The organism is Burkholderia sp. BCC1993, assembly GCF_905339865.1.
Classification (GTDB): domain Bacteria; phylum Pseudomonadota; class Gammaproteobacteria; order Burkholderiales; family Burkholderiaceae; genus Burkholderia.
In genome coordinates, this window is record NZ_CAJPGZ010000003.1 from 169,472 (window position 1) to 191,646 (window position 22,175).

At 61.2% G+C, this 22,175-nt stretch carries 18 protein-coding genes; 7 read left to right on the top strand and 11 right to left on the bottom strand.

What is annotated here, in order from left to right:
- Nucleotides 1-243: 243 nt before the first annotated feature.
- The 7 genes from U4Y91_RS05860 to U4Y91_RS05890 form a co-directional block, all read right to left on the bottom strand.
- Entirely contained in the window at nt 244-504 is a 261-nt protein-coding gene (locus tag U4Y91_RS05860) for a hypothetical protein (protein WP_321804030.1), read from the bottom strand.
- A gap of 48 nt (nt 505-552) precedes the next feature.
- Nucleotides 553-1,854, bottom strand: coding sequence for an MFS transporter (locus U4Y91_RS05865; protein ID WP_321804032.1), 1,302 nt, complete (start codon nt 1,852-1,854; stop codon nt 553-555).
- 770 nt (nt 1,855-2,624) lie between these two features.
- Nucleotides 2,625-2,924 carry a hypothetical protein gene (locus tag U4Y91_RS05870; protein WP_321804033.1) on the bottom strand — a complete coding sequence of 100 codons (300 nt, stop codon included), beginning with the start codon at nt 2,922-2,924 and terminating at the stop codon, nt 2,625-2,627.
- 34 nt (nt 2,925-2,958) lie between these two features.
- Nucleotides 2,959-3,912 (bottom strand): electron transfer flavoprotein subunit alpha/FixB family protein, encoded by a 954-nt coding sequence (locus U4Y91_RS05875; protein ID WP_321804034.1) that lies wholly within the window; start codon nt 3,910-3,912, stop codon nt 2,959-2,961.
- Between the two features lie 16 nt (nt 3,913-3,928).
- The gene (locus U4Y91_RS05880; protein ID WP_321804035.1) at nt 3,929-4,678 is read right to left on the bottom strand and encodes an electron transfer flavoprotein subunit beta/FixA family protein; all 750 of its coding nucleotides are present in this window, start codon (nt 4,676-4,678) and stop codon (nt 3,929-3,931) included.
- A 185-nt stretch (nt 4,679-4,863) separates the two neighbouring features.
- Nucleotides 4,864-6,912 carry a 3-hydroxyacyl-CoA dehydrogenase NAD-binding domain-containing protein gene (locus tag U4Y91_RS05885; protein ID WP_321804037.1) on the bottom strand — a complete coding sequence of 683 codons (2,049 nt, stop codon included), beginning with the start codon at nt 6,910-6,912 and terminating at the stop codon, nt 4,864-4,866.
- Nucleotides 6,913-6,920: 8 nt separating this feature from the next.
- Nucleotides 6,921-8,081 carry an acyl-CoA dehydrogenase family protein gene (locus U4Y91_RS05890; RefSeq protein WP_321804039.1) on the bottom strand — a complete coding sequence of 387 codons (1,161 nt, stop codon included), beginning with the start codon at nt 8,079-8,081 and terminating at the stop codon, nt 6,921-6,923.
- Nucleotides 8,082-8,184: 103 nt separating this feature from the next.
- Here U4Y91_RS05890 and U4Y91_RS05895 point away from each other — a divergent pair, with 103 nt between their 5' ends.
- Nucleotides 8,185-9,081, top strand: a complete 897-nt coding sequence (locus U4Y91_RS05895) for a LysR family transcriptional regulator (protein ID WP_321804040.1) — start codon at nt 8,185-8,187, stop codon at nt 9,079-9,081.
- 154 nt (nt 9,082-9,235) lie between these two features.
- On the opposite strand, the gene U4Y91_RS05900 is transcribed toward U4Y91_RS05895, so the two are convergent.
- Both U4Y91_RS05900 and U4Y91_RS05905 read right to left on the bottom strand, forming a co-directional pair.
- On the bottom strand, nt 9,236-10,270 hold the full coding sequence (locus tag U4Y91_RS05900; RefSeq protein ID WP_321804042.1) for a zinc-binding dehydrogenase: 1,035 nt from the start codon (nt 10,268-10,270) through the stop codon (nt 9,236-9,238).
- A 26-nt stretch (nt 10,271-10,296) separates the two neighbouring features.
- A complete protein-coding gene (locus tag U4Y91_RS05905; RefSeq protein ID WP_321804044.1) occupies nt 10,297-12,318 on the bottom strand; it encodes an NADPH-dependent 2,4-dienoyl-CoA reductase in 2,022 nt (673 codons plus the stop codon).
- A gap of 391 nt (nt 12,319-12,709) precedes the next feature.
- Here U4Y91_RS05905 and U4Y91_RS05910 point away from each other — a divergent pair, with 391 nt between their 5' ends.
- Both U4Y91_RS05910 and U4Y91_RS05915 read left to right on the top strand, forming a co-directional pair.
- Entirely contained in the window at nt 12,710-13,231 is a 522-nt protein-coding gene (locus U4Y91_RS05910) for a MarR family transcriptional regulator (RefSeq protein ID WP_321804045.1), read from the top strand.
- A 675-nt stretch (nt 13,232-13,906) separates the two neighbouring features.
- Nucleotides 13,907-14,698, top strand: a complete 792-nt coding sequence (locus U4Y91_RS05915; protein ID WP_321804046.1) for an enoyl-CoA hydratase-related protein — start codon at nt 13,907-13,909, stop codon at nt 14,696-14,698.
- Between the two features lie 124 nt (nt 14,699-14,822).
- Here U4Y91_RS05915 and panB read toward each other — a convergent pair whose 3' ends face one another.
- On the bottom strand, nt 14,823-15,644 hold the full coding sequence (panB, locus tag U4Y91_RS05920) for a 3-methyl-2-oxobutanoate hydroxymethyltransferase (RefSeq protein WP_321804048.1): 822 nt from the start codon (nt 15,642-15,644) through the stop codon (nt 14,823-14,825).
- A gap of 299 nt (nt 15,645-15,943) precedes the next feature.
- On the opposite strand from panB, the gene U4Y91_RS05925 reads away from it, so the two are divergent.
- Entirely contained in the window at nt 15,944-16,414 is a 471-nt protein-coding gene (locus U4Y91_RS05925; RefSeq protein WP_321804050.1) for an Lrp/AsnC family transcriptional regulator, read from the top strand.
- 91 nt (nt 16,415-16,505) lie between these two features.
- Here U4Y91_RS05925 and U4Y91_RS05930 read toward each other — a convergent pair whose 3' ends face one another.
- The gene (locus tag U4Y91_RS05930; protein WP_321804052.1) at nt 16,506-18,185 is read right to left on the bottom strand and encodes a sigma-54 interaction domain-containing protein; all 1,680 of its coding nucleotides are present in this window, start codon (nt 18,183-18,185) and stop codon (nt 16,506-16,508) included.
- Nucleotides 18,186-18,454: 269 nt separating this feature from the next.
- On the opposite strand from U4Y91_RS05930, the gene U4Y91_RS05935 reads away from it, so the two are divergent.
- Genes U4Y91_RS05935 through U4Y91_RS05945 form a run of 3 tightly spaced genes read left to right on the top strand, consistent with a single transcriptional unit; the run spans nt 18,455 to nt 22,174 of the window.
- Nucleotides 18,455-19,684, top strand: coding sequence for a CoA transferase (locus U4Y91_RS05935; RefSeq protein WP_321804054.1), 1,230 nt, complete (start codon nt 18,455-18,457; stop codon nt 19,682-19,684).
- A 12-nt stretch (nt 19,685-19,696) separates the two neighbouring features.
- Complete coding sequence (locus tag U4Y91_RS05940) at nt 19,697-20,476, top strand: enoyl-CoA hydratase-related protein (protein ID WP_321804056.1); 780 nt, start codon at nt 19,697-19,699, stop codon at nt 20,474-20,476.
- A 15-nt stretch (nt 20,477-20,491) separates the two neighbouring features.
- Nucleotides 20,492-22,174 carry a class I adenylate-forming enzyme family protein gene (locus U4Y91_RS05945; RefSeq protein ID WP_321804057.1) on the top strand — a complete coding sequence of 561 codons (1,683 nt, stop codon included), beginning with the start codon at nt 20,492-20,494 and terminating at the stop codon, nt 22,172-22,174.
- The last annotated feature ends 1 nt before the right edge of the window (nt 22,175 follow it).

The following is a 22,175-nucleotide window of genomic DNA, read 5'->3' on the forward strand; positions in this document are numbered from 1 at the left end:
GCCGCCGGAGAAGGCCTGCAGCGGTCGTACAGACTCACGGAGATCTCTAGATGCATTGAGCGAGGCGGATTGCCGACACCACGATGACATCCCGGATTTCACCGCCAACACAGATGACTCGTTTCGGATACCCTGTTTTATGAAGGGGCCTGGACACGGACAAGCCTCCTGCTCGTATCCACAGTGACGGGAAGGCGAACAAGCGTTAGCACCCTCGTTCGCCACCTGCCGCTGTGGTTGCCGTCAAGCCATCCGTCGTACGTTTCGCTGCGCAATCGCTAGATCCAGGTTGTCCTTTGCGACACGGATTGCGCTGTCGAAGCTTTGTTCCGTTGAGACGTGTCGATTATCGACACTGACGAACCAGCTTTCGCCAGAGACGCACCAGCGAATACGCCGCTCTTCAAGTAGCGAGGAGAACCAGCGCCAAATGGCCGCATCTTCATCGTTGGCAGCTCGAGCCGCGTTGACCCTTGCTTGTGTCATGTCGTTGTAGATATCCATACCCACCTCGTCGAACGTTGATCCCGATGTGCGTCAGCGTCCGGACATTCAGAGCTCCGCGTTCCTTGTCTCGGGCCCCATGAGTGCGCCAACACTGGCGACAATCCCGCCGATGACCAGTAGCGCGATCGGTGCATATCGCAACGGCATCATGGCACCGAGCCAGTTCATATAGAACGCGTAGAAAGACGGAACGATCACCGACAGACTATAGCCGACGCCAAAACCAGTGGCCCGGACGCCCGTTGCGAAGCGTTCGTTGATATACGTGACGATGACCGCCCACGCCGAACTGACGGTGATGGCTAGGCCGCATACGAGCAAGCCGATGTGAACGAGGCTCGCGCCCTTCGCTTCGATCAACGCGTATAGCAGAACGGCACCGATCGTCGACGAAAGCGCGCCGATCGCAGCCAGCATCGCCCGTCTGCCGATCCATTGCCCCAACATCCCGGCGCCGACATAGGCGAGACACAGCACGGTATAAGAGATCATCAGCGTGGTCGTCATCTCGAATGCCGATAGGTGCAGGGTTTTCAGCAGGATGCCCGTCGGCAGGAACAATCCGACCACGTTTTGCGTGAGCCAGAAGCCGGTCATCATCAGCAGCACCTGCATCAGGTTGCGAAACTGCTGGCCACTGACAAGTCGCGTCGCGGATGTCGCTTCAGGTTTTCGCGCGGATTTTCCCGCCCACACTTCGGACTCGGAGACCTTGCGGACGTAATACACGGCCAGCAACCCGGCCATCGCCGCGCCGAGGATGAATGGAATGCGCCAGCCCCACATGGCATACGGCGAATCGGGACCACCGAGCGGGAACAATTCGAACATGACCATCGCCATGACGCTAATCGCGACGTACGCAGCCGGGAACCCCGCCAGGACCAGGCCGCCGACCAGGCCGCGCTGTTCCTTCCGCGAGTATTCGATCGCGAGTGGCAGTGCACCGGTGTATCCGCCACCGAGAAATATTCCGTCGACAAACCGCAGGAGGACCAGGAGCCAGTACGAGGCGATGCCGATCGACACATAGCCAGGAATGAGGGCGATCAACAAAGTCGCCACGCCGAAACCGGTCACCGACAAGATCGATGCTGTGCGGCGACCGACGCGGTCCGCGATTCGACCAAACAGGATTGCGCCGAGCGGGCGACCAAGCAGCGTCGTAATGAAGACAAGTGACTCCAGAATCGCCTGATGGCCGCCGGACACGGTCTTCGGCAGAAAATATGACTGTATCGGTGCGAGGATGATCACCGGCAGATAGATATCGAACATGTCAATGAACTCGGAAAACACCGCACCCTTGATGGCGCTCTTCCGTTTCTCGTCGATCGACTCGTCCATGGCCACATGTCTCGTGTGGCTAGCGCGTGCAACTTCCATTCTCGTCTCCAGTTTCATTTTCTCTCGATCAGCACACGTATTGATCGACGGATCAAGGCATACCGCCTCAATAGTCGATTCCTTACGCAAGCACGGACTGACCGACCGTAACCGACGCCTATCTTGGCAGTGCCGGCGAACCATCCGGAATCTATCGAAGCGATATTCGTGCCAAGGGCGCGCCGATCCGCTTCACGCGTGTAATGCAGGCGAGTTTGTATGGCCGACCGGAAGCCGTCGTATTCGGGTTCTTCGACAGCAGCGCCGCGCCGTGACCGCGCTGAAGACACTGAGGCGATAGCCTGTCTTTCAGGTCGACACGTCGTACAGGACAATCGCGCGGATAGGGAGGATCTCCGCGCGAGCTCTCCAGCTTTTCAGCCCGCCGCTTTGCGCAATAGATCGACAGTGGTCGACAGTCGCACGCCAAATGGTGCGAGTACGAGAGACGTGGCGCACGCGCGGTTCGTATCCATCCGGTGATTCGCATGATACGAACCGGCGCGCGGCGATTGCACCCCATTGACCGACTTGCCAGTCGTTTCTCGTTGCTTGACAACGAAGGGATCGCTTGTCTGCCTTAAGTCAACCGGTTGGAAGCCCGTCTGGGCTTCGCGTGACGAATGTACCAGGTGGCGACAAGGTGTCGTCGAAGCGAGCATAAACGGCTTCTCAAGACGAATTGGACTAGGCATTCAATTGCATAACGCCACACATCCGCTGTTGGGTGGTCAGGTACGGCTTGCACCATAGTCATCGCCCCCTCCAACTCTTTTCCGAGCCCGATTTTCCCGACGCATAACAAATTGCTCGGCGTTTTCCTTCGCCATTCGAATGGCGCAGTCAAAGCTTCGATGGGTTGCAACGTAGCGGTTGTCGACGCTGACGATCCAATTCTCTCCCGCAAGACACCAGCGAATGCGGTGTTCCTCCAGCAAAGGCGAGAACCATCGCCAGATTGCCGCATCTTCGACGTTGGCGGCGTGCGCCGCCTCCGCCCTTACCTTCTGTAAGTCGTCGAGAAGACTCATGTTTCGCCCCCTAGTCGACATTGACGCGCGGAACTCAGCCATCAAGCAAGGCAGCGTTCAGTTCCGGCACGAGCGTGAACAGATCGCCGACGAGGCCGTAGTCGGCCACGCTGAAGATCGGCGCTTCGGGATCCTTGTTGATCGCGACGATCACCTTCGAACCCTTCATGCCGGCCAGATGCTGGATCGCACCCGAGATGCCGACCGCGATGTACAGCTGCGGTGCGACGATCTTGCCGGTCTGACCGACCTGATAGTCGTTCGGCACGTAGCCGGCGTCCACTGCGGCGCGCGACGCGCCCAGCGCTGCCGACAGCTTGTCGGCCAGCGGTTCCAGCACCTTCGTGTAGTTCTCGCCGCTACCCAGACCGCGGCCGCCCGACACGATGATGCTCGCCGACGTCAGTTCCGGACGGTCCAGCTTCGTCACCTCACGGCTCACGAACTGCGACTTGCCTGCGTCTGCCGCGGCTGCGATCTTCTCGACCGCTGCGCTGCCGCCTTCCACTGCAACCGGATCGAAGCCCGTCGCACGCACCGTGATCACCTTGATCGCGTCCGTCGATTGCACCGTCGCGATCGCGTTGCCTGCGTAGATCGGGCGCTCGAACGTGTCGGCCGAATCGACCGCCGTGATGTCCGAAATCTGCGCGACGTCCAGCTTCGCCGCGATACGCGGCGCGATGTTCTTGCCGTACGCAGTCGCCGGCGCGAGGATGTGCGAATAGTCCTTCGCGATGTTCAGCGCGGTCGCTTCGACGTTTTCCGCGAGGCCCGCTTCGAGTTGCGGCGCGTCGGCCAGCAGCACCTTCGAAACGCCTGCAATCTTCGCTGCTGCGTCTGCCGCTGCTTGCGCATTGTGGCCTGCGACCAGCACGTGAATGTCACCGCCGACGAATTTGCCAACTTCGGCCGCCGCTGCCACCGTGTTCAGCGTCGCGGCCTTGATCGACGCGTTGTCGTGTTCTGCAATCACCAGAATCGTCATTTCTTTCCGCTCCCTCTTACAGCACCTTGGCTTCGGTCTTCAGCTTCTCGACCAGCGTCTTCACGTCCGGCACCTTCACGCCGGCCGCGCGCTTCGGCGGCTCCGCCACCTTCAGCGTCTTCAGACGCGGCGCGACATCCACGCCCAGGTCTTCCGGCTTCACCGTTTCCAGCGGTTTCTTCTTCGCCTTCATGATGTTCGGCAGCGTCACGTAGCGCGGCTCGTTCAGGCGCAGGTCCGTGGTCACGACTGCCGGCAGTTGAAGCGACAGCGTTTCCGCGCCGCCGTCGACTTCACGTGCAACCGTAGCCTTGCCGTCGGCGATCGTGACCTTCGACGCGAACGTCGCTTGCGGGAGACCTGCCAGCGCGGCCAGCATCTGGCCGGTCTGGTTCGAATCGTCGTCGATCGCCTGCTTGCCGAGGATCACCAGCTGCGGCTGCTCCTTGTCGACGAGCGCCTTCAGGATCTTCGCGACGGCCAGCGGCTCGACGCTGTCGTTCGACTCGACGAGGATCGCGCGATCCGCACCGATCGCCAGCGCCGTGCGCAGCGTTTCCTGCGCTTGCGCCACACCGACCGACACCGCGATCACTTCGGTCGCGACGCCTGCTTCCTTGAGACGCACAGCTTCTTCCACTGCGATTTCGTCGAACGGGTTCATCGACATCTTCACGTTCGCGATGTCGACGCCCGTGTTGTCCGACTTCACGCGGACCTTCACGTTGTAATCGACCACGCGTTTCACGGCTACAAGAACTTTCAAGTCACATACCTCTGAATTTCAATTGAGCTTTGGCGATTGCCAGCCATGACCTGCTTCCCTCGCCGCTCCGCGGATGGTTAGCGAAGGCCATCCACCCGGCGCAGTGACGCACCCATCGTGATCTTTCAAGATGTACACACTGCAGCATCACGGATGAAGGCCGGAGACTAGTCATGACGTCTGTATCAGGCCGCAAGCAGTGGAGTGAGGTCTGCCAGGATGAATCCGTGTCCTGCTTCATCCGCGAGACGCTCGAGCTCGGATTCGAGCAGAATGCGATCCTGCTGGCGAGCCCAGAACACCGGACCGCCCTCCCAGCGCGGGAAGCCATATCCCTGTACCAGCACGACGTCGATGTCGCTGGGCCGGCTTGCCACACCTTCGGCTAAAAGCAAGCCCGCCTCGTTCACCATCGACAGCAAAGCACGGCGCTGGATTTCTTCGGGTTTCAGCGTCCGACGAACAATGCCGCGCTGCGCGCTCGCCTGCAGGATCACCTCGCGGACAGTGGCATCGGTAGTTTTCGTCTGCTTGCCATCAATGTAGGTGTAGTAGCCCGCGCCCGTCTTACGTCCAAGACGACCGGACTCGCACAACCGGTCCAGAATGGCGACGTAGCGCTCGCGCGGATCACGCTTGGCGGCTTGTGACTTGCGCATACGCCAAGCAATGTCGAGGCCAGACAGATCCGCGACCGCAAATGGTCCCATGGCAAAACCCATGGTAGTCAATGCGTTGTCAATATCTTCAGGCCATGCTCCATCCTCAAGCATGAACTCGCACTGACGCCGGTACGCGTTGTAAATGCGGTTGCCAATGAAACCGAACGCATTGCCGGTCAGCACTGGCATCTTCTTGAGGGTCGTGCCAAGGGCCATGCCGGTGGCGAGCGCGTCAGGCGCAGTTTCTGCGCCTCGAACCACCTCGAGCAGCTTCATCACATGCGCGGGGCTGAAGAAATGCAGACCCAGCACTTCCTGCGGACGCGACGTCACTGCTGCAATCGCATCAATGTCGAGGTAGGACGTATTCGTGGCCAAGACTGCTCCGGCGCGCGCGTGAGCATCGATCTTGCGGAAAACGTCCTGCTTGACCGCGATATCCTCGAAGACCGCTTCGATCACCAAGTCTGCCTGCTGCAGCAACTCCCACGTCGTACCCGTAATCAGGCGTGAAGCATTCGACGAAGCGGACGCTGCCGAAAGCTTGCCTGCTGCTACACGCTCGTCATAGTGGTCGACGATGCGTTGGCGCCCCCGTTCAAGCGCGGCGTCATCCTGCTCAAGCAATAGCACGCTCAAACCGCAATCAAGCGCTGAAATTGCAATGCCGGAGCCCATCGTGCCTGCCCCAATGATCGCAACCTGTTTCACCTGACGCGCGGGTGCCTGGAGTTCCGGGGGAAGCTTGGTAGCTTCTCGCTCGACCTTGAACTGGTAGCGCAGGGCCTGAGCCGCCGTCGTGGGTACAAGCGAGAGAAAAAGCTCGCGCTCCCGTTTCATTCCCTCGTCGAATGGCAACGTAGAAGCAACGAGAGCGTCAAGCAGGGCACCATATGCAGGCTGGAGCCGTTGGCGTGACGTGAGTTTCTCCCGTTGTGCGGCAACGACGGCCTGGACCGCGGCGGCATCAAGTTCGCAATCGCGCGCTCGCGGATAAGGAACGCCTTGTTGAGCGAGCGCCATCGCGCGTGCAGCGGCCGTTCCAACCACGTCATCGGCTACCACGTCGTCGAACAATCCCGACTTCGCGAGCTGCCGAGCACTCTGTGGCTTACCGCCGGACATCAGCGAATGAGCGATTTCGATTCCCACCAAGCGTGGCAGCCGTTGCGTCGCGCCCGCACCGGGTATGAGACCCAAGGTGATCTCTGGCAGGCCGATCCGGGCCGTTTCATGCGCGACGCGCCCGTGGCAACCAAGCGCCAGTTCGAGACCGCCGCCAAGAGCCAAGCCCGTGATGGCAGCCACGACTGGTTTGGTGCTCGCTTCGATACGTGCGATGACGGAGCGAAGGATGGGTTCCTCGAGTTGGCGGGGCGTGCCAAATTCCGTGACATCTGCGCCGGCGGAGAACGCCTTCTCATTGCCCGCGAGGGCGATCGCACGAACAGCGGGGTTGGCCAGCGCGGCGTCGAGCTGCTGCACGATGCGCTCACGCACCGCGTGCGCCAAACTGTTGACAGGCGGATTGTCGAGCGTGATGACGGCGACGTCGTTGAGAATATCGGACATGGTCAACCTCACGCCGTCTTCATCAACTGCTTGCCGATCACAACCTGCTGGATTTGCGTCGTGCCCTCATAAAGACGCAGCAGTCGGACATCGCGATAGAACCGCTCGACCTTGTATTCGTTGATGTAACCAGAACCTCCGTGGATCTGAACCCCACGGTCTGCAACTCGACCCACCATTTCCGTGGTGAACATCTTGGCGCACGACGCTTGCATGCTGACGTCTGAGTCGCTCACACCAAACGGCTTTGCATCGTAGCGACGCGCCACAGACTGCACCAGAGACCAGCCCGCGAGCAGCTCGGCCTGACTGTCGGCCAACATCGCCTGAACCAGCTGGAAGTCTCCAATACGTTGACCGAACTGCTTGCGCTGTTGAGCATAGGCTACGCTCTCATGCAAGATACGGCTCGCCATGCCGCATGCGAGAGCCGAGATGTGAAGGCGGCCACGATCCAGCACCTTCATCGCCGTCTTGAAGCCTTTGCCGGGTTCCCCACCGATGATGTTGGCAGCCGGTACGCGCACGTTGTCCAAGATTACGTCGCAGGTCTTGGTGCCCCTTTGGCCCATCTTGCGGTCAGGCTTGCCGAGCGAGAGCCCAGGCAGGCCGGCAGGGACGATGAATGCCGTGATACCGCCGGGACCGGCCCCTTCAGTACGCGCCATCAGCGTGAAGGCGCCAGCACGCGGTGCATTGGTGATGAAACGCTTGGTACCGTTGAGAACGTAATCGTTCCCCTCTTTCACCCCCGTCGTCTTGATCGATGCGGCGTCCGAGCCAGCATCGGGCTCGGTGAGCGCGAACGACACGATCAGCTCGCCGCTTGCGATGCGCGGCAGGTACGCGGCTTTCTGTTCGCCCGTCCCGTCCATCAGGATCCCTTGAGAACCGATGCCAATGTTCGTACCAACCACCGATCGGAACGCGAGCGCGGTATGGCCCAGCTCATAGGCGACCTCGCACTCCTGAGCCATGCTCAAGCCGATGCCACCGAATTCCTCAGGAATCGAAATCCCGAAAAGTCCGATCTCCTTCATGTCATTCACGATATCGGCCGGAACCTCATCGTGTTCCTCAACGTAATCCTCAGCGGGCATGAGTCGCTCCCGGACGAAGCGCTGAACGCTGTCTTTGAGGAGCTGGAAGGTTTCTTGATCGAGCGACATGGTATCTCCTGTGAGTTTGAGGTATTGTTCGCTCATCGAAGTGATTTGACAATCACAAATACAATGAACATTCCGTCAAGGATTTTTGACACATCGGAACGCAATGGACGCCCAATCGCTCGCGCTTTTTGTTGACATCGTCGAAGCGGGGAATCTCAGCCTCGCCGCTCGGAACATGAAAATGAGCCGGGCCAATGTCAGTTACCACCTGACCCAACTCGAGAAATCCGTCGGCATGCAATTGATGCGGCGCACTACGCGCCGCGTTGAACTCACCGAGGTCGGCCAGCGCCTTTACAACCATGGCCGCGTCATTCGCGATGAAGTCTTGGCCGCGAGGGAATCGTTGGCCACCTTCGGCAAAGGGCTGCACGGTTCTGTCAGGCTAAGCGTGCCAACCGGTTTCGGGCACATGGTGATGTCCGGCTGGCTGATCGAATTCAAGCGCTCCTACCCGGACATTTCGCTTGATCTGCTGTTCGACAACCGTGTCGATGACCTCTTGCGTGATGAAGTGGATGTGGCCGTGCGCGTGATGTCCGAGCCGCCTCAGCAAATGGTTGCTGTCGAACTCGCCCAGGTGCGCTATGTCACCTGCGCATCGGCCGAGTATGCGCGTGAGCACGAAATGCCATCGCGCCTGGAAGACCTCGGCAACGTTCCACTGATCACGTCGGCCGTCGCCGGGCGCGATTTGAGAGTTTCGGCCTATCAGAATGAGGAGCGGCGTGAGCTGACGTTACACCCTTCGCTGGCGTCCGAGAACTTCCAGTTCTTGCGGGAGGCGATCCTGGCCGGGCTGGGAATCGGTCTTGTGCCAGACTATGTCGTCGAACAGGATGTGGCCGAAGGGCACGTAGTCAGTGCCCTGCACGACTGGCGCCTCAGCGTGTTCGGAACACGCATGTTCCTGCTGCGAATGCCCGGTCGCTACCAAACCCTTGCCACGCGAATTCTCATCGATTTCGTCGTCCAGAAAGCCCGAGCCTGGGCGAAATGATTCGTAAGACGTTCGAAGCTTTTTCTTCCGTCGTAACAAACGCGGCGATGTCTCCGCAATGTCCACTGCACAGTATGTTCGCTGCGCCGTCCTCGAGCCGGCCTTCGGCTAGTAGCGACGCATCTGTCTCGCCCGTCGACTAGGCCCGAGGGCATCAGTCAGCGATCGTAATGGCGATCTTGCCGAATTGATCACCGGAAGCCAGTCGATCGAGTGCTGCGTGCACGTCATGCAACGGGTAACGCGAGTCAATGACGGGGCTCAGCGCCTTGCGTGACACCCATTCGAGCAGGGAACGGTACTCGTCGAAACTCCCAAGCGACGATCCGAAGATCTGCAACTGCTTAACGAAAATGCGGTTCAGATCAGCGGGAGGCTGAGCCCCAGTCGTCGCACCGCAGGTCACGATGCGCCCGCCGCGAGTCAGCGACTTTAGTGCGCTCGACCAAACTGCCTGCCCGACGTTCTCGACCACGACATCGACACCGCGACCGCCGGTCAGCGCCATCACTTCCCTGACGACATCCTGGGTACCGATATTGATAGCATGATCTGCCCCCAGCTCGACGGCGCGTTTCAGCTTGCTGTCGTCGCGGGATGCGACGACAGCTCGCCCGCCCGATAGCTTGGCTAACTGAAGGGCTGCAAGCGATACACCCCCGCCGATACCGAAGATCAGCGCCGTCTCCCACGGTTTGAATTGCGCCTTCGTAAAGAGCATGCGCCAAGCTGTCAGATGGTTGACGCCAAGCGCTGCTGCTGCAACGAAATCAAGTGACTCGGGCATCGGAAACACGTTGGATGCCGGCAGCGAAATATACTCGGCCAGGGTTCCGTCCCGGTGTTCGCCAACATACTGGATCGACGTGCACAATGCGGAGTCGCCACGTCGGCAGAACTCACAGCGCCCACACGCTATACCGGGATGCACCACGACGCGTTGATCGCGTGCGAACAGTGACGACGGGCCATCGGTTTCCTCGATGGTTCCGGCACCGTCGAGGCCCATGATCTGCGGCAATTGGTGCGTAATGCCTGCGCCGCTGTCCCGCATATAGAGATCGACACGATTGAGCGTCGCGGCCCGAAGGCGGACGAGCACCTCGCCCGGTGCGCGGATTGGCATCGGCCGCTCGCCGATCTCGACGACTTCATTGCCGCCATGTCCTGTAATGTATGCAGCCCTCACGGTATCCTCTCGTCCAGTTTGTTGACTCAAAGCGAGACAGCGAGCCGAGTTGCCTGGTCGATCGCGCGCAGTGCGTCCAGTTCGCTGGCGACATCTGCGCCCCCAATCAGCTTCGGCGAAAGCCCGCGCGCCCGCAGCGCCTCGTAGAGACTGCGATTGGAATTCTGGCCGGCGCACAGGACGACATGGTCAACGGGCAATACGTGCGGCTTGCCGTCTACCGTATAGTGCAGCCCGTCGTCGTCAATCGCGTTGTACGTCGCGCCCGAGATCATCGCGACATTGGCCTTGCGGAGCTTGGCCTTCAGGATCCATCCGGTCGACTTGCCGAGTCCTTTGCCAAGCGGTTCGGCCTTGCGCTGGAACATGTGGATGCTGCGCGGCGGCGCAGCATGAGCGGCAGCTGGAACGATCCCGCCGGCGACAGCGTTGGCTGGATCCACGCCCCATGCGCGGAAGAATGCCGTCCTGTCGAGGGATTCTTCGGGATCACCCAGCAGGAATTCCGCGACGTCGAACCCGATACCTCCCGCGCCGATGATGGCGACGCGCTGGCCGACTCGGACCTCGCCCGTGAGCACGTCTACATATGAGACCGCCTTCGGGTGATCGACACCGACGATGTCCGGCACGCGTGGCGTGACGCCCGTCGCCAGCACGATCTCGTCGAACTCGCCATCGGCAAGCCGGTCCGCGGTGGCCGCTTCGCCCAGGCGCAGCGACACGCCAAGCCGCTCGAGACGGACGCGGAAATAGCGAAGCATCTCGTTGAACTCAGCTTTACCGGGTACGACCTTGGCCATGTTGAGCTGACCGCCCAACCGCGCGTCGGTCTCGAACAACGTGACGCGATGTCCGCGCTCTGCCGCGTTCACGGAAAAGGCCATCCCGGCTGGGCCGCCGCCGACCACGGCAATCCGTTTGGACGTCTGCGCCGGCCCGACCGGGAACTCGATCTCGCGACCGGCTCGTGGATTGACGAGACAGGTTGCCGTGCGCTCGGTGAAGATGCGATCCAGGCAAGCCTGGTTGCAGCCGATGCACGTATTGATTTCGTCGACCGCGCCGATGCGGGTTTTCTTCGCAAATTCGGGATCAGCCAGCAATGGTCGCGCCATCGACACCAAGTCGGCAACGCCCGTTGCGATCAGTTCCTCGGCCACCTCCGGCGTGTTGATCCGGTTGGACGCCATGACGGGAATCGAAATCGCCTGCTTGACGTTGCGGATCGCGTCGCGCCAGGCCGCTCGCGGCACCGACGCTGCGATCGTCGGTACGGAGGACTCGTGCCAGCCCACGCCCGTATTGATGAGATCCGCCCCGACCACTTCGATTTGCTGAGCGAATGCGGCAATTTCAGCACCAGTCATCCCGCCGTCAACGAGGTCGATGGCGGAAATCCGGTAAATCAGCATCGGTGCATTGCCGATTTGCTCGCGAACAGCGCGTACCACTTCCAGTGGGAAGCGGATTCGACTGTTGAAATCGCCACCGAACTCGTCGCTACGGTGGTTCGTGACGGCTGCCGTGAATTCGTTGATCAGATAGCCTTCGGAACCCATGATCTCGACGCCGTCGTAACCAGCCTCGATCGCTAATGCAGCAGTCCGCGCGAAATCCGAGATCGTTGTCCAGACTTCTTCGGTGCTCAACGCACGCGGAGAGAACGGGTTGATTCGCGCCTTGCCGAGCGAGGGCGCAACACAGTTCGGCACCTTCGCGTACCGACCGGCATGCAGGATCTGCAGGACGATTTTTCCGCCAGCCGCGTGAACGGCACGCGTCACCGCGCGATGCTCGTCGAACTGGTCGGCCCGATCGAACAACGGCCCTCCCTCCTCCATGACGCCCTCGGGATTCGGCGAAAAACCGCCGCTCAGAATCAACCCGATTTCGCCGGCAGCGCGTGCCGCGTAAAACGCGGCAAGGCGCTCGTGAGGCCGGTCAAGTGTTTCCAGTCGCGTGTGCATTGCACCCATCACCATCCGGTTGGGCAGCACAACGGATGCGACGGTAAGCGGGGACAGAAGCTTGTCGAAGGTCGCCATGGGGTGTCTCGTCATGTTGTATTGCGTGTATAGACACTCTAGGCCAGGTTTTACATTACGTCAATATCATGATATATATTTTCCTGGGTGCCGCGGGAAATGTCCGCATCAAGTACACTGTACGTTCATTATGCGAGGCATCGCATCACGTAGATGTCGTATGCATCCCTTGTCTGCCCGGATGCTGAGTTGGAGGGAAACCTGCTGACGGGGCGTGGGAATTGAGTCCTCACCATGGCTGGCGAGGTAGGCGCGGGGAAGGACCATGCCCCAGTTGAGGGAGGGGCGGCCGGCAGCACTTCTCTGCAATACATGTCGGCAAGACCATGGCCACCGTAGAATAGCGGTACCAATGCGTTCCGCGGCGCCATCGCGAATTCCAGATCAGCTCATGACAAATTCTGACCCGTCCTACGATCAATCCGTCTCATCCATCCACAACCGCCTGTTCTTTCGGCTGTTCCAGGCAGGGAACACGCTCGACAGGCAGACGATCAAGGCCCTGGGCATCACGACCGTGCAGTGGTCGGTGCTAGGTGCACTGTCGCGCCCACAAGTAGTTGACGGTATGTCGTTCTCCGAACTCGCGGATTATCTGGTGGTCAGCCGCCAGAGTCTCGATGGGGTATTGAAGCGGCTGGAGCGTGAAGACCATGTCGTGCGTATTGCGGACACCGTCGACAGGCGCGCAAAGAAGGTCGTGCTGACGCCCCAAGGCCGCGCATTCTGGGATAGCCTGCAGCCGAAAATTTACGAATTCTATCGGCAAGCATTGGCAAACTTTCGTTTCGACGACAAGGTATCGCTAGTTCACTTCCTGAATCAGTTGAACAACGGAATGAATGACGTGAACTTGGGCGACTCGCTCTCGGTCGGCGAGGCGAGCAATTCGGCGATATCGGCACACGATTGAGCGGATACGGCGGATCGGTTGCTGGTCCAGCAGCGCTCATGAGCGTACGATCGCTTCCTCGACTGTCGCGCAGCCCCCACTTTCGCCTCACAAACAGATAACGGCGCGGGTGGCGTAGTTCGGCCGGCCTGCAGCTGCCTACGGAATTTCCGTTATCACATCAACCCCGTCTGTCGCGCTTCGCTCTCGTTTCATCGATGGCGTCGATGGCTCGTCGCGTCATGCGGGCGCATATTTTTCGGATCTGACTCCGAAGGTGGTGGGTACAATACGCCGATATACGACTACAGGATGTCATTCCTTCCGCTCCACTCCGCGAAATTTAGCTGAAATATTGCGGAATCAGAAAAAATATACATCAATATATTGACGCATGTGAGCCTGCGTCGTATCGTGCAGCCGTCAACAGGATTGCAGATAGGACGGCGCATACGATTCGCTGTTGAGCATGATCACCCGCTTGAGGGACAGCCGTAATTTGCGGGCGGATCACGGCTGCCGCGAGCGCTCGTTGGCGCCAGTGGATCGCCGCTGCGATTATCGCGAGCAACGGCCTGTCGTCACGGTCACGATCTTATCCGGAGCGCATCCAGTACCTGTGACGCGAATCAGCAATGGCGCGCCTCCTTCAGCGCGTGCAGCCCTCTAACTTGTTTGCCCAAACGGATATTCACCATGACCTTCAGTCGAATCAGCGTCACCACCGGAGCGGTCGCCCGGATCGTGCTCAATCGCCCGGACAAGCTCAACAGCTTCGACGAGGCGATGGTGCTCGAACTTCATCGCGCGATCGATCAGATCGAGGCGGACAGTCAGGCGCGTGTGCTCGTCATCACCGGCGCCGGCCGCGCATTTTGCGCAGGGCAGGATCTCGCCGATCCCGCCATGCAGGCCGTTGACGGCAAGCAGCCCGATATCGGCAATCTGGTGGAGCGCGTGGTCAAGCCGCTCGTGATGAAACTCCAGAATCTGCATGTGCCGACCGTGGCTGCCGTGAACGGACTTGCCGCGGGTGGTGGAGTCGGATTGGCCCTGGCGTGCGATCTGGTCGTCGCCGCGCGCTCGGCCTATTTCCTGCAGGCTTTCTCGAAGATCGGGCTGACGCCCGATACGGGCAGTACGTGGTTTCTGTCTCAACGCGTCGGCACCGCACGCACCATGGGCCTGACGATGCTCGCCGACAAGCTGCCGGCAGCCAAGGCCGCTGAATGGGGGCTCATCTGGGACGTGCTGGACGATGCCGAATTTCCGGCCGGTGTCGACGCGCTGGTCCAGCGTCTGGCCGGCATGCCCACCAAGGCGCTGGTTCGCACCCGCCAGCTCGTCCAGGCCGCGAACGGCCATTCGCTCGAGCAGCAGCTGTCGACGGAAGCCACCACCATTCGCGAAATGGGATGGAGCAAAGACTACGCGGAAGGCGTATTGGCATTCAGCGAGAAGCGGGAAGCCCGCTTCACCGGCGAATGATGTGACGTTTCGCTGATAACGCATCCGCCATGGACTTCGCGGCGGATGCGTTGATGGTCAGCGCTGCGCGTCACCAATGGATCGAGATGCGATGGCGACCGACGACGCATACGGAGTATGACGCTCAGGCCGAGAACGAATGTTCGGGCGCCGGAAACGTGCCGGCCTTCACTTCCGACACATAGGCGCGAATGGCGGCGTGGATCGACGTCTGCCCGTCCATGAAGTTCTTGACGAATTTCGCCTTGCGTCCGAGATACGTGCCTAGTACGTCATGCAGCACTAGCACCTGCCCCGAACAATGCACGCCCGCGCCGATGCCGATCGTCGGGACGGTCAGTCGCGCCGTCGCCTGAGCGGCCAGTTCGGCAGGAATGGCTTCCATGACGATCAGTTGTGCGCCGGCGTCCTGCATCGCCATCGCGTCCTCAAGCAACTGGGTGGCTGCCGAATCGGTCCTGCCTTGTACGCGAAAACCACCAAGTGCGTGCACCGATTGCGGCGTCAGGCCGACGTGTCCGCATACGGGGATGCCGCGTTCGACGAGGAAGCGAATCGTTTCGGCAAGCCACGCGCCGCCCTCGAGCTTGATCATTTGCGCGCCGGCACGCATCAAGCGTGCAGCGTGCTCGAATGTGTCGGTCGGTGTCGCATACGTGCCGAACGGCATGTCGGTTACGACCATCGCGGTCCGGTTGCCGCGAGCGACCGATTCCGTGTGGTAGACCATGTGGTCAAGAGTGACAGGCAGAGTCGTCGAGTGCCCTTGCAGCACATTGCCAAGCGAATCGCCTACCAGCAGCACGTCCGTGCCGCACTGGTCGAGCAGCGCAGCGAAAGTCGCGTCGTAACACGCCAGCATCGCGATTTTCTCGCCGGACGCGCGCATCTCGTGCAGTTTGGGGATCGTGACGGTCTTGCGGTCGGGTTCTTGCAGGTAGGTCATGGTGAGGGAGATCAGTTCAGGAATTGCACCAGCGCGAGCGAGCGTTTGCCCGCGTTAGTGCGGGACCAAGCGGCGTCGCAAGTATGCAGGTTCGTGCGAGACACACATGCGGCCACGACGGTCTCGTCGAGGCCGGGTGGCGGATCCACATACGGAAGCGACAGGGCCGCAACGCGATTACAACGCGTTCGCGGAAACCCAGTCTATGCTTTTCGTCGCGCAAATTCTTACCAATTCAGGCGCAATTTCAACCCCTCGGTAGTACGATTTCTCTATCAATCTGGAGATGTGTAGTTGCTATGGTGCATGAACACGACCTCGACAAGACGGACCTGAAAATTCTCCGGGAACTCGCGGTTGACGGCCGATTGAGCTGGCGCGAACTGGCCGAACGGATCGGTCTGTCGCTGACGCCTACGCTCAGGCGCGTTCACAAGCTCGAGGAACAGGGGTTCATTCGCGGCTACGTCGCGCAACTGGACGAGCGCAAGCTGATAGGCGGGCTCAATGTATTCGTTGCAGTCACGCTTGAAAACCAGTCCGAGGCAGCGATCAAGCGTTTCGAGAAGGAAATCGTCGTCGCACCGGAGGTCATGAGCTGCTTCACGATGACCGGCGATGCCGACTTCATTCTACGGGTGGTCGTGCACGATCTCGACTCGTACCAGAACTTTCTCACGAAGACGCTGACCCGGATACCCGGCGTCGAGCACATTCGTTCGAGCTTCGCGCTGAAGACTGTGCTGAACCGGGCCTCGCCGATGCTGTAGCACGCGGTCGTCGCGGACACCACGCCACGCCAGCTGGCGTGGTCGATGGTGCCGAGGCATGCTGCCGCACACCCAGTGCGGCGGCGCGCTCCTAGGAAGACAGCGGCTCGTCGAACTGCGCCTCGTCCATCATGCTCAAGCGCTTGTACAGATAGGATCGCGAAATGCCGAGCTCCTCGGCAACCCGTTTCTTGTTGCCGCCGGTTCGCCGCATCGCGTCACGAATGAGTTCCGATTCGACGCGTTCCTTTGCTTCTCGCATATCGACAGTGCCCTTGTTCAGCACCGGCAATGCCTCTGCGGCCGGCTCGGCGAGCCTCGGCTGCACCGCACCTTCCAGGCTGCCGAAGTCGGCGATCGACAGCACCGGCCCGTCGCAAAAAATCGCGGCGCGTTCGATCGCATGTTGCAGCTGGCGGATGTTGCCAGGCCATTCGCGCGACTGCAGGAAGCGAATGGCGAAGTCGGCGATCGACTTCTTTGGCGCGCCGTGACGAATCGCGAAGGCTTCCAGGAACGTATCGGCCAGCTCCGGAATGTCTTCGAGCCGCTCGCGCAATGCGGGCAAGCGCAAGGTGACGGCACTGATCCGATAGAAGAGATCGAGGCGGAAGCTCGAGCTCGCGATCATCGCCTTGAAATCGCGGTTGCTGGCCGAAATTAGGCGGAAGTCGGAATGGCGTGCGCGGTCGCCGCCGATGCGCTCGAATTGCCCGTCCTGCAGCACACGCAACAGCTTGACCTGCATGTCGACCGGCATGTCGCCGATCTCGTCGAGAAACAGCGTGCCGGTGTCCGCCGCTTCGAACTTGCCTTTTCTCCCCTTGCGATCCGCGCCGGTGAACGCGCCGGGCTCGTAGCCGAACAGCTCGCTTTCGACCAGGTTGGGCGGCATCGCGGCGGAGTTCACCAATACCAGCGGTTTGTCGCTGCGCGGACTGAGCATGTGGATCGCGTGCGCGACCATTTCCTTGCCGGTCCCGCTTTCGCCGACCAGCAGTACCGGCACATCGAGCGGCGCGACGCGCAGGATGTCCTCCTTGAGTCGCCGAACCGCTTCACTGCTACCAACGATTTGATCGAGTCCGTAACTGCGGTTACGAATGCCGGACAGTTCGCGCTTGTAGAAATCGAGCTCCTGCTTGACGCGCGCGAGCTCGGCTGTCAATTCGCGCATCACTTCGGGTCCCTTGAACATCACCTGGCCGACCGCCGCCACCACGCGCTTGTTGCGATCGAAGATCGGCAGACGCGAAACGACCCGGGAGATCCCGTTCATCTCCTGTAATTGGGCCACCTGCCCTTTCCCGGTCGCGACCACTTCATGCAGCTTGGTATTCTCGATGACTGCCGTGACATGGCGACCGATGGCTTCGCCATGCTTCAGTCCGAAGAATTTTTCATGGACCGGGCTCATGTAGGCGATCTTGCCGGCCGTATCGACGACTATCATCGCCTTGTACGGGTCGGTGATGAAATGCCTGAGGATGTCTTCCGCGAGGTCCACTCCCGCAAGGAATTCGCTCAGCGCGTCGGCTTCCTGGAGCGCAAAAATCAGGAAGCACACCGCGTCGCGCGTGGGAATCGCCGCGACCGTCAGCGGGCGCTCGAACTCCGTCAGCGCGGACAGGCGCTTGACCGGCGTGCGGTCCCGATTGCGCCACAGCCGGCCGAGCGCCGTCGAGACCAGCGCGTCCCGACCGAGGCCGCTGGCAAACGTGGTGTTCCCGTCGTCGTCCAGGACGAGAATGCCTTCAGATTCGCGTTTCATGTCTCCCACCATGACAAGGGTCTACCTGGACCCTGAAGTGTATTTGTCGACTACACATCTGTTGTCGAACACTGCGCCAAGTACAGCATGAATACAGTGCGATTCCAAGTCGACAACCATGATTTCGCCGTCATTCATCGCGCTTCCGGACGCTGTGCGTCCGTCCACACTGAGTCTGCGGCAAACCGTATAGAGATTAAGCAAATTCCACGCCAAAAAGTTGGCACGGTCATTGCATTAGTAGCGGTACCCACTCAAACTCGATCGCAATGGACGCACTGAATACACTTCCGCTGGTTGTTTCCGGGTCCGGACTGCAATGCCTGCATGGCGTCCGGGTGCTCGACTTCACGACGTCGGTGGCCGGCCCGTATGGCACGTTGCTGCTGGCTGACCTCGGCGCGGAGGTCATCAAGGTCGAAAAGCGCCAGGGGGGAGACGACACCCGAAGCTGGGGGCCGCCGTTTCTCGATGGCGAATCGCTGTGGTTCCTGAGCATGAACCGGAACAAGCTGAGCATGACGATCGATCTGACCCGCGCCGAGGGGCGCCGGATTGCCCATGACCTGGTCCGGCAATCCGATGTCGTCGTGCTGAACACGACGCAGCGCGTGCAGGAAAAGCTCGGGCTCGACTACGCGACGTTGAAGACGGTGAACCCGGCGCTCGTGCATGTTTCCGTGACCGGCTTCGGTCTTCAGGGAGACCGGGCGGACCTGCCGTGCTACGACCTGATCGCGGAGGGGTATTCGGGCGTCATGCATCTCACCGGCCAGGCGGACAGGCCGCCCCAGAAGGTCGGCACGCCCGCCGCCGACTTGCTGGCCGGTCATGACATCGCGATGGCCGTGCTCGCTGCGCTGTTCGAGCGCCAGCGCACGGGCGCCGGAAAGCAGATCGACATCTCGATGGTTGCCACTTCCGCGCGCTTCATGGCACCGAGAATCGTGCCTTACCTGGGTTCCGGCGAATCGCCGATGCGCTCGGGCGGCACGGATTCGGTCATCGCGATCTACCAGGTTTTCGATACGGCCGACTTCCCGATCACGCTCGGCCTCGGGAACGATGCGATCTGGCATCGGTTCTGGGCAGCCGTCGGCAAGCCCGAATATGGTCAGGAGTCCTGCTTCGACACGAACGCGAAGCGACGCCATGCCCGCGAGCGGATCGTTGCCGCGATCGCGGATGTGCTCGGCACGCAATCGCGCGACCACTGGCTGCCGTTGTTTGCCCGGCATCGCATTCCCGCCGGACCGATCAACACGATCGATCAACTGGTCGACGACGCGCCGCTGCGCGAGGACGGCATGTTCTTTGCCGCTCAAGGTGTGGCCGGCCGCGTGCCGCAAGTCGGCCTCGGCATCCGCTTCGATGGCGGCAGCGCCGTCTATCGCAGCGCCCCCCCTGCCCTCGGGCAGGACACGGAACGCATTCTCAGGGATCACTTATCCATGTCCGCCATTTGCATCGCGGGCCTTATCGACGCAGAAATCGTTTGAACAGGAGACACGATGAACTACTCGGAAATTCTCTACGAGGAAGACGGCCCGATTGGCACGATCACGCTGAATCGCCCGGACGACGGCAACATGTTTACGGAGACGATGTGCCACGAGATCCGAGACTGCATCAACGCGATCCGGCGCGAAACGCGCACGCGGGTGGTCGTGATCACGGGCGCCGGCGGCAAGTTCTTCTGCACCGGCGGTCGCAAGGAAGGCATGCCGGACACCACGCTCTATGCGGGCGTGCTGCCGACGCTGGAGATGTACGAGAGCATCGACCGCCTCCAGAAGCCGGTGATCGCATCGGTCAACGGTTTCGCGGTGGGCGGCGGCAACGTCCTTCAGGTGGTCTGCGATCTGACCATCGCGAAGGAATCGGCCGTATTCCGTCAGGTGGGCCCGATGGTCGGCAGTTTCGACGGCGGCTACGGCACGTGGTACCTCGAGGACCTGGTCGGCAAGAAGCGCGCGAAGGACATCTGGTTCCGCAATCCGAAGATGAGTGCGCGCGAGGCGCTCGAGATCGGCCTCATCAACCGCGTCGTGCCGGACGACCAGTTGAAGGCCGCGACGCGCGAGTACGCGCTGGAAGTTGCCGAGCGCGGTGCATTCGCGCTCGCGTCGTTGAAGGGCGCGTTCAATGCGCGCCACGGCGGCGTGAGCGGCCTGTCGCGCATGGCGCACGACCTGCTGCTGCGCGGCTATCTCGACACCGACGAGCACGACGAACTGGCGGCCGCATTCGCGGAGCGCCGCAAGCCGGACCCGAGCAAGTTCGGGCATTGATGCGCGGATGACGCCATGCAGAATATCCTGACCCTTCACAACCCGCAGAACGCGCGAGACTACTACCTGTCCGGCGTATGGCAGCAGGAGACGCTCTACACGCTGGCCCGCCGGCATGCGCGCGAGCGTCCGACGTCATGTGCGTTGCGCGACGCCGACGTGCGCCTGACCTGGCGCGAGGTGGTCGACTGGGTGGACAGCGTTGCGGAAGCGCTCCACCGGCAGGGCCTGAAACCGGGCGACCGCGTCGGCATCTGGCTGCCCAACGTCGTCCATACGGCGATCGTCTTTCTGGCCTGTTCGCGTAACGGCTACGTCTGTTGCCCGTCCCTTCACCAGAACTACACGGTCGAGGAGATCTGCACGCTGCTGAACCGCATCCAGTGCCGCGCGCTGTTCGCGATGCCGGGATACGGAGCGGACGCGGATCGCCACTCGATCTTCGCGCGTGTCGGCGAGATGCCGGCCCTTGCCGCGGTGTTCGCGCTTCTCAACCCGGTGCAGGATCAGCCGGCCGACCTTGCCGGCGCCCTGCCGTTTCCGGGACGTCAGCCGCCGGCGGCCGTGGCGCCCCCGGACCTGAACCCCGACAAGATCGTCTACCTGGCGTTTACGTCCGGCACCACCGGACAGCCCAAGGGCGTCATGCACAGCGACAACACGTTGCTGGCCAACGGGCGCGAACTGGTCGAGGACTGGGGGCACACGTCGGATACGACGCTGCTCACGCTCAGTCCGATGAGCCACCACATTGCGACGGTCGCGATCGAGCAGATGCTGGTGGCCGGTCTCGAACTGGTGATGACGAACCTGCGCGGCGGCCAGCACGCGCTGGACTGGATCCTCGAGACCGGTGCGACCTATGTGATGGGCGTGCCTACCCACGCGATGGACATCCTGCAGGCCGTGCGCGATCGCAACCTGCGGACGCTGGGCGACGTGCGGACGTTCTACATGGCCGGGGCCGCGATTCCCCGGGAAGTCGCGCAAAAGTTTCTCAGCCTCGGCGTGACCCCGCAGAACATCTACGGCATGACGGAAAACGGGTCGCACAACTACACCATCCCGACCGACACGCCGGACACCATCGTTTCGACTTGCGGCCGCGCATGCCGCGGTTACGAAGTCCGCCTGTGGAAACAGGACAACTCGGACGTCGAAGCCGAGCCGGGCGAGATCGGGGAAATCGGCGGCCGTGGCGGACTCCTGATGCTCGGCTATTTCAGCAACCAGGTCGCGACGGAAACGTCGTTCAACATCCACGGCTGGTTCATGAGCGGCGACCTCGGCATGTTCGACGAGAACGGCTGCCTCGTGATCGTCGGACGCAAGAAGGATCTGATCATTCGCGGCGGACACAACATCCATCCCGCCCGGATCGAGGAACTCGCGATGCGTCATCCGCTGGTCGAGCGCGCCGCCGCGTATCCGGTACAGGACGAGCGGCTCGGCGAGAAGGTCTGCCTGTCGGTGATCCTGCGTACCGGTCAGCGACTCGAGCCGAACGACATGCTTGCCCACCTCGCCGACTGCGGGCTGTCGAAATACGACATGCCCGAGTACTACCTGTCGCTCGACGCCTTTCCGCTGACCGCGAGCGGGAAGATCCTCAAGCGCGATCTGGTCGAGATGACGCTGCGCGGCGAGTTGAAGCCCGTCTCGGTCCGCTACAAGGCGTCCGTTACCGCAGGAGTCTGAA

Bases quoted from the DNA above. Each gene is read 5' to 3' on its own strand.
- U4Y91_RS05935 (WP_321804054.1), top strand. From the start codon at position 18,455: ATGGACGCACTGAATACACTTCCGCTGGTTGTTTCCGGGTCCGGACTG.
- U4Y91_RS05925 (WP_321804050.1), top strand. From the start codon at position 15,944: ATGGTGCATGAACACGACCTCGACAAGACGGACCTGAAAATTCTCCGG.
- U4Y91_RS05930 (WP_321804052.1), bottom strand. From the start codon at position 18,185: ATGAAACGCGAATCTGAAGGCATTCTCGTCCTGGACGACGACGGGAAC.
- U4Y91_RS05875 (WP_321804034.1), bottom strand. From the start codon at position 3,912: ATGACGATTCTGGTGATTGCAGAACACGACAACGCGTCGATCAAGGCC.
- U4Y91_RS05890 (WP_321804039.1), bottom strand. From the start codon at position 8,081: ATGTCGCTCGATCAAGAAACCTTCCAGCTCCTCAAAGACAGCGTTCAG.
- U4Y91_RS05860 (WP_321804030.1), bottom strand. From the start codon at position 504: ATGGATATCTACAACGACATGACACAAGCAAGGGTCAACGCGGCTCGA.
- U4Y91_RS05865 (WP_321804032.1), bottom strand. From the start codon at position 1,854: ATGGACGAGTCGATCGACGAGAAACGGAAGAGCGCCATCAAGGGTGCG.
- U4Y91_RS05915 (WP_321804046.1), top strand. From the start codon at position 13,907: ATGACCTTCAGTCGAATCAGCGTCACCACCGGAGCGGTCGCCCGGATC.
- U4Y91_RS05910 (WP_321804045.1), top strand. From the start codon at position 12,710: ATGACAAATTCTGACCCGTCCTACGATCAATCCGTCTCATCCATCCAC.
- U4Y91_RS05940 (WP_321804056.1), top strand. From the start codon at position 19,697: ATGAACTACTCGGAAATTCTCTACGAGGAAGACGGCCCGATTGGCACG.
- U4Y91_RS05905 (WP_321804044.1), bottom strand. From the start codon at position 12,318: ATGGCGACCTTCGACAAGCTTCTGTCCCCGCTTACCGTCGCATCCGTT.
- U4Y91_RS05945 (WP_321804057.1), top strand. From the start codon at position 20,492: ATGCAGAATATCCTGACCCTTCACAACCCGCAGAACGCGCGAGACTAC.
- U4Y91_RS05885 (WP_321804037.1), bottom strand. From the start codon at position 6,912: ATGTCCGATATTCTCAACGACGTCGCCGTCATCACGCTCGACAATCCG.
- U4Y91_RS05870 (WP_321804033.1), bottom strand. From the start codon at position 2,924: ATGAGTCTTCTCGACGACTTACAGAAGGTAAGGGCGGAGGCGGCGCAC.
- panB (WP_321804048.1), bottom strand. From the start codon at position 15,644: ATGACCTACCTGCAAGAACCCGACCGCAAGACCGTCACGATCCCCAAA.
- U4Y91_RS05895 (WP_321804040.1), top strand. From the start codon at position 8,185: ATGGACGCCCAATCGCTCGCGCTTTTTGTTGACATCGTCGAAGCGGGG.